The 14,050-nt window shown below is 70.5% G+C and carries 11 protein-coding genes; 4 read left to right on the top strand and 7 right to left on the bottom strand.

Going from position 1 to position 14,050, the window contains the following annotated elements:
- Positions 1–2 precede the first annotated feature (2 nt).
- Positions 3–1,064 (top strand): Gfo/Idh/MocA family protein, encoded by a 1,062-nt coding sequence (locus tag OOT46_RS06565; protein ID WP_265402963.1) that lies wholly within the window; start codon positions 3–5, stop codon positions 1,062–1,064.
- Positions 1,061–2,068 carry an NAD-dependent epimerase/dehydratase family protein gene (locus OOT46_RS06560; protein ID WP_265402795.1) on the top strand — a complete coding sequence of 336 codons (1,008 nt, stop codon included), beginning with the start codon at positions 1,061–1,063 and terminating at the stop codon, positions 2,066–2,068. The genes OOT46_RS06565 and OOT46_RS06560 overlap by 4 nt, the downstream gene beginning before the upstream one ends.
- Before the next feature lie 15 nt (positions 2,069–2,083).
- Here OOT46_RS06560 and OOT46_RS06555 read toward each other — a convergent pair whose 3' ends face one another.
- A complete protein-coding gene (locus tag OOT46_RS06555; protein WP_265402794.1) occupies positions 2,084–3,211 on the bottom strand; it encodes a glycosyltransferase in 1,128 nt (375 codons plus the stop codon).
- A gap of 159 nt (positions 3,212–3,370) precedes the next feature.
- Here OOT46_RS06555 and OOT46_RS06550 point away from each other — a divergent pair, with 159 nt between their 5' ends.
- Positions 3,371–4,990, top strand: coding sequence for a right-handed parallel beta-helix repeat-containing protein (locus tag OOT46_RS06550; RefSeq protein ID WP_265402793.1), 1,620 nt, complete (start codon positions 3,371–3,373; stop codon positions 4,988–4,990).
- 743 nt (positions 4,991–5,733) lie between these two features.
- Complete coding sequence (locus tag OOT46_RS06545; protein ID WP_265402792.1) at positions 5,734–7,065, top strand: hypothetical protein; 1,332 nt, start codon at positions 5,734–5,736, stop codon at positions 7,063–7,065.
- A 43-nt stretch (positions 7,066–7,108) separates the two neighbouring features.
- Here OOT46_RS06545 and OOT46_RS06540 read toward each other — a convergent pair whose 3' ends face one another.
- The 6 genes from OOT46_RS06540 to OOT46_RS06515 form a co-directional block, all read right to left on the bottom strand.
- Positions 7,109–8,344 (bottom strand): cystathionine gamma-synthase family protein, encoded by a 1,236-nt coding sequence (locus tag OOT46_RS06540; protein WP_265402791.1) that lies wholly within the window; start codon positions 8,342–8,344, stop codon positions 7,109–7,111.
- Positions 8,345–8,412: 68 nt separating this feature from the next.
- Positions 8,413–9,951: a lipopolysaccharide biosynthesis protein gene (locus OOT46_RS06535; protein WP_265402790.1), complete on the bottom strand. Its 1,539-nt coding sequence runs from the start codon at positions 9,949–9,951 to the stop codon at positions 8,413–8,415.
- 156 nt (positions 9,952–10,107) lie between these two features.
- Positions 10,108–11,145: a polysaccharide deacetylase family protein gene (locus tag OOT46_RS06530; RefSeq protein ID WP_265402789.1), complete on the bottom strand. Its 1,038-nt coding sequence runs from the start codon at positions 11,143–11,145 to the stop codon at positions 10,108–10,110.
- A 352-nt stretch (positions 11,146–11,497) separates the two neighbouring features.
- Positions 11,498–12,265 (bottom strand): 4'-phosphopantetheinyl transferase family protein, encoded by a 768-nt coding sequence (locus OOT46_RS06525; protein ID WP_265402788.1) that lies wholly within the window; start codon positions 12,263–12,265, stop codon positions 11,498–11,500.
- A gap of 32 nt (positions 12,266–12,297) precedes the next feature.
- Positions 12,298–13,230 carry an alpha/beta fold hydrolase gene (locus tag OOT46_RS06520; protein ID WP_265402787.1) on the bottom strand — a complete coding sequence of 311 codons (933 nt, stop codon included), beginning with the start codon at positions 13,228–13,230 and terminating at the stop codon, positions 12,298–12,300.
- Positions 13,231–14,043: a serine aminopeptidase domain-containing protein gene (locus OOT46_RS06515; protein WP_265402786.1), complete on the bottom strand. Its 813-nt coding sequence runs from the start codon at positions 14,041–14,043 to the stop codon at positions 13,231–13,233.
- Positions 14,044–14,050: the final 7 nt, after the last annotated feature.

Genomic DNA, 14,050 nt, shown 5'->3' with positions numbered 1-14,050 from the left:
GTGTGGGCATCGTAGGGTGCGGCAAGATTGCCGACGGTCATGTGGAGCAGCTGCGTGCGATCGGACGCGCCGAGGTGGTCGCCGTGTGCGACCGCGAGCCGCTGATGGCAGAGCAGCTGGCGGTGCGCCTGGGCATCCCGGCGCGCTATACCGACCTGCAGCTGATGCTGAAGGCGGAGCGCCTGGACGCGCTGCATATCGCGACGCCGCCCGATTCGCACCTGGCGCTGGCGAAGATCGCCTTCGACGCGGGCTGCCATGTTTTCATGGAAAAGCCCTTTGCCCTCACCGAGGCGCAGGCGCGCGCCATCGTCGACCTGGCCAACCAGGCCGGCCGCAAGGTGGGCGTGAACTACCTCTACAACTTCGAGTCGCCCGGCCTGCAGCTGCAGCGCCTGCTGGACACCGGCGCCCTGGGCGAGCTGGTGCACCTGGACACCGCCTACGGCTACAACCTGGCGGGCGACTACGGCATCGCGGTGATGTCGGACCCCGGCCACTGGGTGCACCGGCTGCCGGGCAAGCTCTTCCACAATGTGCTGGACCATGTGCTGGCCAAGGTCGTGCCCCACCTAAACGACGAGGTCCAGACCCAGGTCTGCGCCTTCCGCCGCCGCGAGCCCACCGGCAACCCCGGTGTCGACGCGATGCCCGACGAACTGCGTTTTTTGCTGCGCAGCGGCAGCCTGACCGTGTCGGGCATGGTCAGCGCACACGGCCGGCCGGTGGCCCACACCTTGCGTGTGGTGGGCAGCAAGGACACGGTCGAGCTCGACTACGCGGCCCGCACGCTGGTCAGGAGCGCGCGGCAGAACCAGCCCAGTGCACTCGGCCGCGTGTTCGTGCCCTGGAGCCAGGGCAAGCAGTTCCTGCGCAACGGCTGGCACAACGCCGGGCAGTTCCGGCGCCACCAGTTCCACTACTTCCAGTGCATGCGTGTCCTGCTTGACCGTTTTTATGACGCGGTCGAAGGCAAGGGGGCCGACCCCGTGCCGCAGGACCAGATCATCCGGGTGTGCCGGGTGATTGACCAGATCGTCGCCGGCATCGAGGCCCAAGCATGAAAATCCTGCTCACCGGCGCGGCCGGTTTCCTCGGCAAACAAATCGCCCGCAGCCTGCTTGCCGAAGGCGCCCGGGATGTGCGCCTGCATGTGCGCCACACCGCGCCGCGCGGGCTGGTGGAGGACCTGCAGCGCGACTTCCCGGAGGCCCGCATCGAGGTGGGCACCGGCAACCTGCTGGCACGCGGCAGTCTCACCGAGCTGGTGCGCGGCGTCGACTGCATCGTGCATGCCGCCGCCGGCATGCGGGGCGCCCCGGCCGACATGTTCGCCAACACCGTCATCGGCACGCGCAACCTGCTGGAGGCCGCCACCGAGGTGCCGGTGCGCCGCATCGTGCTGATCAGCTCCTTCGCGGTGTTCCGCACCGAGCAGCTGCAGCCCGGCGCGACCTTGGACGAGAACACGCCCACCGAGAGTGTCGGCGTCGAGAAAGGTCCCTACGGCTATGCCAAGACCCGCCAGGAGCAGCTGTTCAAGGAGTTCCAGCAGGCCCACGGCTTCGAGGCCGTGGTGTTGCGCCCGGGTGTCATCTACGGCCCGGGCGGTGGTGCGCTGTCGCCGCGTGTCGGCCTGAAGGCGATGGGCTTCTTTTTCAGCCTCGGCGGCAAGTCGCTGCTGCCGCTCACCTATGTCGACAACTGCGCCGACGCGGTGGCCCGGGCGACCCTGCACGGCGCGCCGGGCAGCGTCTTCAGCGTGGTCGACGACGAGCTGCCGAGCTGCGGCGACTATCTGCGCCAGTACCGGCGCTCGGTGCAGAAGCTGCGGGTGCTGCCGGTGCCGCACTGGGCCCTGGCCATGGGCGCGCGCTGGCTGGTGCGCTACCACAAGTTGTCCAAGGGCCAGCTGCCGGCCGTGTTCACACCCTATGTCGTGCGCTCGATGTTCACGCCGCTGCAGTACAGCAATGCGGCGCTCAAGCGCATCGGCTGGACGCCGCGGGTCGCGACGGCCGAGGGCCTGCGGCGTTCCTTCGAAGCCTGGAAAGCCCAGGCGCGCTGAGGCGCCGACCCCGGCTCAGGCGGCCAGCACCTGGGGAGCCGGCCGCCCGCGTGCACGGGCATAGAAGTCGTCGTAGGCGCGACACAGGGTGTCGATCGAGGCATGCGCACGCACCCAGGCGGCGGCCGCCTGGCCGAGGCGTTCGCGTTGCGCCGGCTGGCCCAGCAACTCGGCCAGCGCCTGCTGCAGTGCGCCGGCGTCGGCCGCGGGCACCAGCAGCCCGGTGTGCCCGTGGCTGACGATCTCCGGATTGCCGCCGACCCGGGTGGCGACCACCGCCAGCCCGGTGGCGCAGGCCTCCAGCAGCGCGATCGACAAGCCTTCGGTCAGCGAGGGCATCGCGAACACATCGAAGGCCGGCGTCAGCTCGGCGACGTCGGGGCGCAGGCCCGCAAAAACGACGCGGCCCGCCACGCCCAGGCGGGTCGCCTCGTCGCGCAGCTCCTGCTCCAGCGGTCCGCCGCCGATCAGCACCAGGCGCAGCTGCGGATGCAGCGCCGCCAGGGTCGGCAGGGCCTCGATCAGCAGGCGGTGGTTTTTCAGCGGCACCAGGCGGCCCACGGCACCGATCACCAGCGCGTCCGGCGCCAGGCCGAGGGCCGCGCGGGCGCGCGTGCGCCGCTCGGCGCTCGGCGCGAAGCGCTCCACCGGGATGCCGTTGAGCACCGTGGTGGCCTTCGCGCCGGGCACGATGCCGCCGCCGACAAAACGGTCGTGCACCTGCCGGCCCACCATGGCGACGGCCGCGGTGCGGCGCAGCGACCAGGCGTAGAAGAGGCTCAGCTTGCGGCTGCTCAGGCGGGTGCCCATGTCGTGGCAGGTGCCCACCAGGGTCGGGCGCCTCGGCATGCCGCACAGCGCGACCGCGGCGTAGTAGTTGGGCACGAAGTTGTGGGCATGCACCACCTCGACCTGCCGCTCGGCCGCGCTGCGCCGGATCGTGCGCAGCACACGCAGGTCGAAGGGCCGGGTCTTGCCGGCCACGACGACCTCGACGCCTTGCGCGAGCAGTTCGGACTTCAGGCCCTCGGTGTCGAGCAGGCTCAGGACGCAGACATCCTGGCCCTGGCGTTTCTGGGCGATCGCGAGATCGGTGACGACACGTTCGAGACCGCCACGCTCCAGCGAATCGACGATGTGCATCACACGCATACGCAATATCCAAGCCCGGAACAGAGAGCCGCCCACTGTAGTGCAAGGCCGCGGCTTTCCGGGGGCGGCGGGGGCGCTCATTTCAGGGGGTGTCGGACGCTGGCAGGCCGCTGGCTTGCACAATGCAAGGCTCGAGCGGGAGGGCACGGCATGACGACAAGCAGGCAGCAGGCAAGGCATCGCGGCGCGGGGCGCTGGGTACAGGGGGCGCTGCTGCTGGCCCAGCTGGTCACGGCCGGCACGGCGGCGGCGCAGACCGGCTTGCCCCCGCCGTCCACGCTGCTGAGCGACGAAAGCGTGGCCACCTGGCCGCCGCCCGTGCCGCCCCTGCGCAGCAACGCCTGCTCCGAAGCGCTGAAGGCGCGCGGCGGCGGCCGCACCTTCGACGTCGGGCCCGGCAAGCCCTACACCGAGCTGGAGGACGTGCCCTGGCTGCAGCTCGGCCCGGGCGATGTCGTCAACATCCACCACCGGGCCCAGCCCTACCGAACCAAGATCGGCCTGCGCGCCGAGGGCCGCGCCGACGCGCCGGTGGTGATCAACGGCGTGACCGACGCCAGGTGCCGGCGGCCCGAGATCAGCGGCGCCTCCGCGGTCACCGCCCGTGACGCGGTGCGTGCGCAGTTCTTCGACAAGAAACACAGCGAGCACCTCGGCACCATCGTGCTGTACCGCAGCCCACAGGACCGCTACGGGCACCGGCCGCGGCACATCGTGTTCCAGAACCTCAAGGTCAGCGGTGCCAACAAGGCCAACACCTACATCGCGCAGGACGGCAGCACCGGCCGCTACGCCAGCGGTGCCGCCGGCATCTACGCGGTGGTGGTGGAGCACCTGACGCTGGACAACTGCGAGATCACCGGCAATGCCAACGGCCTGTTCGTCAACAGCCGCTCCAACGACGAGGCCAGCGCCTACATCACGGTGCGGCGCAGCCGCCTGCACGACAACGGCAACCCTGGCAGCTGGCTGGAGCACAACCTCTACGTACAGGCGGCCCGCACGCTCTATGAAGGCAACTACATCGGCCAGCTGGTGCCGGGCGCCCTGGGCTCCTCGCTGAAGGACCGGGCCAGCGGCACCGTGGTGCGCTACAACCACATCGTCGCGGCGGCCCGCGCGCTCGACCTGGTCGAGATCGAGGACGGCGTCACCAGGATCAGCGACGACCCGCTCTACAACGATGCCTGGGTGTTCGGCAACCTGATCGTCGACGACGCCGGCACGCCGGCCCAGGCCTCGATGAAGCTGATCCACTGGGGCGGCGACAACAGCCCCGAGGTGTTCCGCCGCGGCACCTTGCACTTCTACAACAACACCGTGGTGGTCAAGGCCGAGCAGCGCAAGGAGTTCTGGTACGTCAGCCTGTTCGACATGCCGACGTCGCAGCAGACCGTCTCGGCGCGTGGCAACGTGGTTGTCAACCTGGGCAGTACCGATCTGAGGCTGGGCGCGGAGGGCGGGAACATCGAGCTGGCCGGCACCAACTGGATCAGCCCGGGCTGGCTGCCGCGCGGCGGCAATGCGCCGGTGGCCCTGCGCAGCACCGGCCGGCTGGCGCCCGGCCGCGACCCGGGCCTCGCGCCCGACTGGCGACCCCGTGCGGGCGCGCCGGTGCTCGACCTGGCCTCGGCCGTGCCGCCCGCCGCGCGGGCCGGCGTGGCCGTCGAGAACCTGGCGGTACGCCACGAATACAGCCCCGAAGGCGGCCTCGCCGAACGGCGCAGGCAGGGCCGGGGCTATGACCTCGGGGCCTTCGAACTGCGGTAATCGTTCACGGCGCGCCACAGTGACGCCGTTTTGGCAACAAAGCCTTACACACGATACGGCAATTCCCCGTACGCTGGCGCACCTGTAGAAGTAGACAGGGTCGGAAACCAAGCCGGGCGCGCCTTAGAGAGTGGCGTGCCCCAGGTGCTGCCGGCCGCGTCTGGTCACAAAAGAGGGCGGAGCCAGCAGTACCGCCTGTTCGGTCCGCCGTGCGTTCCCTGGATGCGCGGTGACAACAAGATCAAGAGGGAACGGGCATGGGCATTGCTGAACGCCGTCGTGGGGTGCTTGCAGGGTGGTTGTTGCTGACGGCATCGCTCGCCGCTTGCGGAGGAGGGGGAAGCGCGAGCGGGGACACCTCCGCGGGCGCCGACAACCCGAGCCAGGCACCGAGTCCCGGGCCGACGTCCCCGGCCCCGACACCGCCCGGCCAGTCACCATCGGCTCCGACACCTCCCGCTTCGGCCCCGGTGCCGAAGCCGCCTGCTTCGACACCCGTTCCCGTGCCGGCGCCGACGCCTGTTCCTGCGCCGACTCCGGCTCCCGTCCCTGCGCCCACACCGCCTGCACCCGCGCCCGCTCCGGTTCCGGCACCGCCGCCGCCCGCGCCGGCTCCCGCGCCTGCGCCCACCCCGGCGCCCGCGCCGGTCGAAGGCCTGTCGCTCGCGCCCTGCCAGCCTTCCGGCAAGGGCAAGGACTACCAGGTCGGCCCGAACGCCGGCCAGCTTGCCAGCCTCGCTGACGTGCCGTGGGAGACGCTGGCGGCCGGCGACACGGTGCGCATCTTCTGGCGCAGCACGCCCTATCGGGGCAAGATCGTGCTGAACGCCAAGGGCCGTGCCGATGCCTGGGTGCGCGTCTGCGGTGTGCCGAACGCCAGCGGCGAGCGCCCGGTGGTCGACGGTCAGGACGCGGTCGCGCGCAAGGGCCTGACCTATGCGCACGAGCTGTTCGAGAGCCGCTCCATCGTCACCATCCACCGGCTCAAGGCGGAGGACTGGACAGCCTATCCGCGTTTCATCCAGCTCGACGGCCTGCACCTCCGGGGTGCGCGGCGCGGCAACTACTTCACCGATTCCACCGGTGCCCGCCGCACCTACGAGGACTTCGGCGCCTGCGTCTGGCTGGAGCGTGGCCACAACATCGTGATCGCGAACAACGAGATCAACGACTGCAGCCAGGCGATCTTCAGCAGCTCCAAGGAAGAGGGCGACTTCACCGTCACCCGCAACGTCCGCATCGCCGGCAACTACATGCACGGCAACGGCGTGGTCGGCGGCTACCTGGAGCACACGACCTACATCCAGTCGATCGGCGTCGTCTACGAGTTCAACCGCTACGGCCCGATGCGTGCCGGGGCGCTGGGCAACTCGCTGAAGGACCGCTCGGTGGGCCCGGTGATCCGCTACAACCGCATCGAAGACGGTGCCCGCGCGCTCGACCTGGTCGAGGCCGAGGACTACGCCTCGATTGCCATGGCCGATCCCAACTACCGCAAGACCTATGTCTACGGCAACCAGATCGTGAAGGACGGCCGCAAGGGCTCGACGATCCACTACGGCGGCGACCACGCCGGCAGCGAAGCGTCCTATCGCAAGGGCACCCTGTATTTCTTCAACAACACGGTGCACATCACGGGTGACGACTACGCGGTGCTGTTCCAGGTCTCGACCAACGACGAGAAGGTGGAAGTCTGGAACAACGTCTTCCTGTTCGACCCCGCCATCCAGTACCCGCGGATGCGCGACAAGCAGGACAACGCGGACGGCATCCCCTCCGGCGGCATCGTCAACCTGGGCCGCAACTGGATCGATGCGAAGTGGAGCGACGCCGGTCCCTGGCACACCGTGGGGGGCGTGCTGACCCTGCTCGAACCGCAGCTCACCGGCACCACCGCGCCGGTCGATATCAAGACCATGGTGCCGCTGGCCGGCAGCAGCGTTGTCGATGCCGGGCGCGCGGCCCCGGCGGCGGTCAGCGCCTTCCCGGTCAACCGGCAACTCGACAGCCGCTTCCTGCCCACGGTGCGCACCACCAACGGTACGGCCGCTGACCTCGGGGCGGTCGAGCGCTGAAGCCGGGCGGCGGCTGGCGCCGCCCCGGCAGGTCGCCGGAGCTTCAGTCCGCCAGCGCCTGCTCGAAGTCCGCGATCAGGTCGTCCGTGTCCTCGATGCCGGCCGAGATCCGCACCATGCCGTCGCTGATGCCCATCGCTGCCCTGACTTGCGCGCCTGCTTCCCAGAAGATCGTCGGTGCCACGGGAATGACCAGGGTCCGCGTGTCGCCGAGCCCGGTGGCCTTGATCGGGATGCGCAGCTTGTTGATCACGCGGCACATGGAGCCCGGATCGCGCAACTCGAAGGACAGCAGCCACGACCCGGCGCCAAAACACCGGCGCGCGGTCTCGTGCTGCGGGTGCGAGGGCAAGCCGGGGTAGTGGACCTTGTCCACCGCGGGGTGGCTCTCCAGGTAGCGGGCCAGCGCCAGGGCGTTTGCGCTGCTCTGGCGCACCCGCAGCTCCATCGTCTCGGCGCCCAGTCCGATCTGGTGGGCGTGCTCCGACGACAGCGATGCACCCATGTCGCGCAAGCCCTTCTTGCGGATCTGGAGCAAGCCCCATGAGGCGGGGTCGGCGCTGCGATAGGCGTCGGCGATGTTCGGACAGTGCAGCCAATCGAACTCACCGGTGTCGATGACCGCGCCGCCGAGGGCGGCTCCGTGGCCGGCGATGGTCTTGCTCAGGGAATGGATCACCAGGCCCGCGCCGACATGGCGCGGCCGGAACAGCACCGGTGAGGTGATGGTGTTGTCCACCACATACAGCAGGCGCTGATCGCGGCAGAGGGTGCCGATGGCCTCGAGGTCGGGCACCTGCGTTCCGGGGTTGGCGATCGTTTCGACAAACACCATCCTCGTGTTCGGTCGCAGCGCCGCTGCCACTTCGGCCGCCGACCCGGCATCGACCCGGCTGACCTCGATCCCCAGCGTGCCCAGCGTGGTGAAGAGACTGTGGGTGTTGCCGAACACGAAGCGGCTGGACACCACGTGATCGCCGGCGCGCAACAGGGTCAGGAACACCGCCGTCAAGGCTGCCATGCCGGAGGAGAAGCAGACCGCCCCCCGGCCCAGCTCCAGCGCCGCGAGCTTGGACTCCAGGGCTGCGGTCGTCGGCGTGCCCTGGCGCGCGTAGTTGAAGCCGCCCTTGCGCTTCCCCTGGAACACGTCGATCAGGTCTTCGACACGCTCGTATCCATACTGGATCGACGTGTGGATGGGCGTGCGAATGCCGCCGTGTTCAACGCCCAGGCGGCGGTCGGCATGCAGGATTGACGTGGTCAGGGCTGGCTTGTCCATCTCGGGTTTCCATCTTCGGCGGCATTGCCGCGTTGCGCGGCCACATCGGCTGTCCCGGCCCGCTGTCCTCAGGCCGGCCGGCTCCAGCGGTCCAGCCAGGCCGGCACGCCGCGCAGGAAGGCGAAGCGCCGCGTCGCCGAGCCGATCACGGCCATGTCGCTGGTGTACCAGACGCGCAGCAGCAGCGAGCAGCCGACATAGCCGGCGCCGTACACCACGCCGGCCACCAGCTGCGCGGCCAGCCCGTGCCAGAGCAGCACCAGGGGCAGCGCCAGCGCCAGGCCGCCGAGGGCCGCCAGGCCCATGCGCAGCAGGTCGCCGAGCGGCAGGCGGATCTTCAAGGTGTGGACGACAAACAGCGCCACCACGGCCAGCACCACCAGGCTGGAGATGGCGTGCGCGGCGAGTGCGCCGTGCAGGCCCCAGCGCGGCACCAGCAGGCCGGCCATCACGGCGGTGAAGACCACCGAGAACACCGAGACCCCGGCCCGCACGCGCTGGTTGTCGGTGGTCGACAGCAAGGCGCCGAAGGTGCCCTGGGTCAAGGTCAGGCCGCCGACCACCACCATGACCTGCAGCAGGAAGGCCGCTTCGGCGAACTTCGGTCCGTACATCACGGCGATCACAGGCCCGGCCCAGAAGGCCCCGACGCCCGCCAGCAGCAGGCCCAGGTACTGGAAGTAGCGCGTCGCGTCGGAGGTGATGCGGCTCACGCGCTCCATGCCGCCGGCGCCGAAGGCGTGTGCCATCGTCGGCATCAGGATGGACGTGAGACCCGAGGACAGCAGGTCGACGCCGCCGCGGGTCAGCGCCGCCGCGATCGCGAAGAAACCCACTGCCTCGGGGCCGACCATGCGGTTGAGCAAAAAGGTCTCGATGGACTTGTTGCTCAGCGCGGCCGAGAAGGTCAGCACCACGGTCCACCACAGGTGCGGGCGCACGCGCTCCAGCAGCGCGGGATCGTTCGGGCCGGTGCCGCGCGCGATGCCGGCCTTGCGCGACCAGAGCGCGATCACCAGCGGGTGCGCGATGCTGTGCAGCAGGAACAGCAGCAGGAAGCCGGTGAGGTCGGCGCCGGCGGCCATCGCCAGCGCCGCGGCGAGCAGGTTGGCGAGCGCCAGTACGCTGACGCTGCCGGCTTCGAGTCCGAACAGGCCATGGCCCTTGGCGACCGAGACGCCGAACAGGTACCAGGCACGCGCCACCGCGGCGACCAGCGTGATCGCGCCGAAGACCAGCAGGTGGCCTTCCCAGCCGGCCGGCTTGACCAGCGGCAGCGCCGCGAGGAACAGCGCGCCGACGCCGAAGGCCGACAGCCAGTGGCGCACCCCGAACCAGCGGTGCAGTCTTTTCGCCGCCTCGCTCTCGCCGCGGCCCAGGCATTCGGAGATGAAGCGGATCGCCGAGGTGGTGAGCCCGTTGTTGATGAAAACCACCAGCAGGCCCGAGAGCCAGATCAGGTAGGAGTAGCGCCCGAAGTCGGCCGGCCCGAGGGTGCGGGCGATCATGGTGTTGGTCAGCAAGCCGGCGGCATAGGCCACATAGGTCGAGCCGGTGACGAGCAGGGCCGAGCGGAAGACAGCCTTGCTGCCGAAGCGATCACTCATTGCCGGGACTCCGGTACTGCATGGAGAGGAAGGAAAAGCAAGGCCGCTGCCCGCCGCGGCGACCGTGGCGGTGTGGGGGCAGCAGTTGGAAACCCGGGCGTGCCATGGTCAGCCGATTCGGAAATACAAGGTGTCGTCGTCGCGCTCGGCGCTGCCTCAGCCGCTGCGGGGTGCGCTGGGGGCGGGCCGGTCGGGGTCTGCCGTCACCAGCCGGGGCTGGTGGTGGGAGGACATGCGCATCAAACGCGCGACGAACACCGCCGGATGACGCTCCATCGGGCCGAACCGCGGCAACTGGAAGCGGTCGGTGTGGCGCTCGGCGACCCCCCAGGCGGTCGAGACGGCGCAGCGGTAGCCCGCCCGGCGCACCATGTCGATGTGTTCGGCGGTGTAGTCGGTGTAGGGCCGGCCGTTGGGATAGGCAAAACAGCGCGGCGGCTCGTCGAGCAGCGAGACCAGGGTGTCGCGGCTGCCGAAGATCTCGCGCTCGGCCTCGGCGGGGTCCAGCTTGGCCAGGATCGGGTGGCGGCTGGTGTGGCCGCCCACCGTCATGCCCTGGCGCGCCATCGAGCGCACCTGTTCTGGCGTCATCATCAGGTTGTCGGGCAGCGGTTCGTTCACCTGGGCGGTGAGATCGGACAGCACTTCCTCGCGGCGCTCCAGGGAGACGTACTTGATGGCCTGCACGATGTCCTCGGCCAGCGCGATGCGCGAGCGGTCGTCCGAGGCGCTGCGCTGTCCCAGCCCGATGCCGCTGAGGTCGAGCGAGCGGCCGTTCAGCCGCCGCACGCATTCGACCACCGTGTCGTTGAACATGCGGCCGCCGTCGATGAAGCCGGTGGCGACGAAAAAGGTCGCGGTCAGCCCGAACTGCTTGAGCAAGGGCAAGGCAATCTCGTAGTTGTCCCGGTAGCCGTCGTCGAAGGTGATGCAGGCGGCGCGCGCCGGCAGTGTGCCGGCTTGCAGCCGGTCGGCCGCTTCCTCCAGCGGCAGCACCGTGAAGACCTGCGAGAGCACGCGCAGCTGGTCGGCCAGCTCGGCCGCGTCGGGCACGTCGGTCAGCAGCGGGTCAGGGCGTGCCACCACGCGGTGGTACATCAGCACCGGCAGCCGGGTGCGTGGCCCGCCCGGATAGGGGCGGCCGGCGGCGAAGCGGTAGACCGAGCCGGCCAGCCGGCCGATACCGGCGGTCATCGCCGCCGGGTGCACCGGGTGGGCGCAGGGTTCAGGGGGAGGGGCATCGGCGAGCCGGGCCGTGTCCTGAGGCCGTCTTCCCGAAGTGAAAGACGGGTGCATGTCCGCCATCTGCTTGCTAAGGTCCACATTCCCATCGACTCGCGCCCGTCTTGTTGTTGGGTGGGGCCGGCGCGGCGCCCATGGTTCCCAGCCGCCCGGGCGATCGGCGCCCCGCTGGGCGGGCGGTCGTTCAGCCGGGGTCGGCGGCATCGAAGCGGCGGGACCGAGTCCCTGCAGCGCTTCGCACTCCTACTCCCTGGGAAGATGCAGCGCGAGTCCCGGCACGACTTCGAGGCGGTCTGTCGCGGCACTACCTTTCCCGCGGGGCACTATAGCCGTCGTCCCTCGCACGCGGCGCTTCACCCCCCTCAATGCAGGGGCCCGGATCAGGGGGGCCGAGGCGCCAGGCGACGGAGATCAGGCCGGCAGGCCCATGCCGCATCGACCTCAGCTCGAGCTCGACGACACCGTCGTCGGTCGGCATCTTGACGCGAGCCGGCACCGGCTCGACGCCGGCATGGAAGCGCGCCGGCGACAGGCTCAAGCCCGTGCCCAGGGCTTTCAGACAGGCCTCCTTGCGGGTCCAGCAGGTCAGGAAGGCGAGCTCGCGCTGCTCCGGTGGCAGCGCTTGCAAGGCCTGGAACTCGGGCGTGCTGAAGTTGCTGCGCGCCAGCCCGAGCACGTCGTTCATCGGGCGCAGCAGTTCGACGTCGACACCGAGCTCCCCCTCGGGTGCCAGCCCGATCAGCGCGACGTCGCCGCTGTGGCTGAGGTTGAAGGCGGGGCCGGCGTGGCTGGTCAGGAAGGGCTTGCCCTGAGGGCCCTGCCCATAGCTCAGGGCCGCTGGCTCGCAGCCGCAGTGCCGCGCCAGCACGGCGCGCAGCGCGCAGTGCGCGGCGAGGTAGCGGCGCCGGTCGCGCTCGAAGACGAAGCGGGCGCCGCGGGCGCGCTCCTCCGCCGAAAGGCAGGCCTCTTCGAGGGCGCTGGGCCAGGCGTGCAGTTCGGTCCACCAGAGGCGCACGGGGGGCCAGCCGAGCGTGTCGCTCAGGTCGACGATGGCTGCGGTCGGGGCGTTCATGCCGGCAAGGCTGGGCGGGCGTCGCGTGCCGCTCAGGCCGCGGCCCGTTCGGCCGGCATCAGCGCTGGGCTGTCCGGGGCGTCGGGCTCGGTGCGGGCCCCGGCCACCCGGGGCAGGGCCAGCGCCCAGGCGGCGATGCGCTCGCGCACCAGGGCCTGGGCCGCGAGCGGTGTCACCGTGTGGTCGATCTCGCTCAGGTAGTCGCAGCGCACCTGGTCGACAAAGGCGAAGCGGGCAAAGGCGTCGCGGAACTGGCTGGCGTGGTTGTAGCTCTCCAGCAGGCTGCCGGAATAGATGTGATAGACCGCGACCCCGCGCGAGACCAGTGTCTGCATCGCAGCCGCATATTGACGGCGGGTCGGGGTGCTCGCGCTGCTGCTGCGTTCCTCGCCGGCGGCCTGTCTGGCCGCGCGTGCCTCGCGGCGGTTTTGTACCAGGCGCGCCGCGCGCCGCAAGGGCCAGCCGAGCAGCTCCGCCCAGGACATCTGTGCGAGCCGCCGCCGCATGCGCACCAGGCGGGTCCGGTGGGTCGGGTAGGCATGGCCGTCCAGCAGCACCAGGCCTTCGATGCGTTCGTCGGCGAGAGCGGCGTTGAGGCCGTGGTGCGCGCCCGAACAGAGGCCGGCGATCGCGAAGTGGGTGGTGCCGCAACGCCGGCCCAGCTCGTCCATCGCGGCGCGGATGTCCCGCACCGCCTGCTCGGTGAATCCGGCGGCGTTGGGCGGTACCCGGCTGTCGCCCAGGCCCGAGAGGTCGAAGCGCAGGCTGGCGAAGCCCCGGGCCGCCAGCTCGCGGGCGAGCTTGACGTTGAGCCGGTGCGGACCGATGCGGTGGATCACGCCGGCATTGAGCAGGATCACGCCGACCGCGTGGGGAGGGGCGGCCGGTGGTCGCGTCAGCATGCCGAGCAGATGGGCGTGGCTGCCGAACTGGACCGGGACTTCGATGGCGGGGACTTCCTTCATTCAGGCACCGATATGACGGGCGAGCAGTTGCAGGGCCTCGGCCGGCACCAGCGCGGTGTTGAGCGCCTCCTCCGAGGTCCATTCGAAGCTGTGGGCAAAGTCCAGCCACTCGACCGGCTGGCCGGCCGAGCGGAAGCGCTCGGCCAGCTCGCCGGCGCCACGGTTGCCGGGCTCGGCGATCACGGTCCAGCGCAGGCCGGAGACGCCCGAGAAGGAGGCCGGCTCGAGCCGCATCAGCTGCTGGCGCAGCCGTGGCGAGAGACCGAAGCCGATCGCTTCGTCCAGCTCGTCGAGCCGGTGCGTCGCCAGCCAGGCGCGAGCCTCTGGCTGAGGCTGACCGAAATTGTCTTCCAAGGCCTCGACATGCTTGCGCGCGAGCAGCTCCAGGTAGTCCGCGCCGTGCGCCAGCGGCTCCCACAGCACCACCCGGTCCGGCGCGCGCCGCACGCTGCCGCAGGCCAGCGCCGCCAGCGTCGCGCCCAGCCGCACGCCGACCCAGACCACCTGCTCGGGCGAGCAGCGCCTGAGCAGTTCCTCGTGCGCGGTGCCGATGTCGGCGACCCAGCCGGCCAGATCGCCGGCCGTGTCGTCGCCCGGCGATTCACCCGTGCCGTGGTAGTCGAAGCGCAGCACGTCCATGCCGGCCCGCGCGAGGCGCTCCGCCAGCACCTTGAAGAGCCGGTGCGTGCGCACCGCCTCCTGCCCGAAAGGGTTGCACAGCAGCACCGCCGTCGCCGGCGCGAGGCGCACGGCGGCGGGGTGGTGAAGGCCGAACATCGGTCGGCCGGCGGGGCCGAAAACCAGAGGGGTCATGCAGCTT

Origin of the sequence: Aquabacterium sp. A7-Y, from assembly GCF_026153205.1 — a bacterium.
Taxonomy (GTDB): domain Bacteria; phylum Pseudomonadota; class Gammaproteobacteria; order Burkholderiales; family Burkholderiaceae_C; genus Caldimonas.
Note: the sequence above shows the minus strand (reverse complement) of the source record. Positions and strands in the feature narration are given on the sequence as shown.